Genomic DNA, 1,061 nt, shown 5'->3' with positions numbered 1-1,061 from the left:
AAAACGTGACTAAAATTATAATTAAATCAGTGTCAAAGGTTGTTTGATTCCTGTTTATTGTCCTATCTAATATCTTTCTCAGCCATGATATTCGTAAAAATTTTCTACGAATATCATGGCTGAAATTTTTCACGAGCATATCTGGAACGTCGCTGAGTCTCATATTGGCATTGCCTGGCATAAATTGCAGACTATGTCGGCACCTTCGTTTTTTGAAACATTACCCGATCCAAAACTACTCGAAGCTTTTAAAACAAAGTTGATTAGTACCGAGAGCGCTCGGTATATCAATAACTATTACACCAATCTCTATTCTTTGAGTAGTGATATTTTGGTTTTACCCATCGTTGGCGAAATGTCTCGTTATTCTTATTGGTCTTTGGGTATGGAAGAAATGGCCAAGTTGTTAGATGTGGCCAGAGCCGACGAAAAGTACAAAGGGGCAGTTCTTAAAATTTCTACACCGGGTGGGACTGCCGACGGCTGTTCGTTGTTGGCTGATGCAGTGACCAACTTTCGCAAATCAAAACCTGTGGTAACATCTACTAATCGTTGTTTGTCAGCTGGCTACTTTATCGCCTCTCAAGGAGATGAAATCGTCGTTGAGGATAGCGCCATGAGTAGTATCGGGTCTATTAGTTCATTGTTTATTTACGAAAATTACTCCAGACAACTACAAATGCAAGGGGTTGATGTCGAAATGATTCGAGCTCAAGGTGGAGAAAATAAGGCTAAAATAAACCCCTATGAACCTTTGACTGAGGAGACCAGAGGATATTTACAGGCACAGACCAACACGGCACGCAAGGAATTTGTAGGCTATGTAAAACGTGGTAGAGTCGGGAAAATCAAGAATGAGGACGTTTTTTCTGGCAACGTTTACGGAGCAAAGGACGCCATTACTTTGGGTTTAGCTGATAGAATAGGAGATTTTAACTCAGCCATTAAGCGCTGCCAACAGTTGGCCCACGCTTAATGTTGGTATTTAGTTTTGCACACTTTTAATACTATACGATAATGTCAAAAAGTACCTTACCGGCAAAAGATTGGCTATTGCAAGT

At 40.3% G+C, this 1,061-nt stretch carries 1 protein-coding gene; it reads left to right on the top strand.

Annotated elements, in window-relative coordinates; all coding sequences use genetic code 11:
* Positions 1-115 precede the first annotated feature (115 nt).
* Entirely contained in the window at positions 116-976 is an 861-nt protein-coding gene (locus GVN22_RS27345; protein ID WP_166554161.1) for a S49 family peptidase, read from the top strand.
* Positions 977-1,061 lie beyond the last annotated feature (85 nt).

The sequence above is a fragment of the Cellulophaga sp. BC115SP genome, from assembly GCF_009905545.1.
Taxonomy (GTDB): domain Bacteria; phylum Bacteroidota; class Bacteroidia; order Cytophagales; family Spirosomataceae; genus Flectobacillus; species Flectobacillus rivi.
This window is presented reverse-complemented; position numbering and strand designations above follow the sequence as displayed.

What these genes read in the sequence shown, in the direction of transcription:
- GVN22_RS27345 (WP_166554161.1), top strand. Translation starts at nt 116, where the DNA reads ATGGCTGAAATTTTTCACGAGCATATCTGGAACGTCGCTGAGTCTCAT.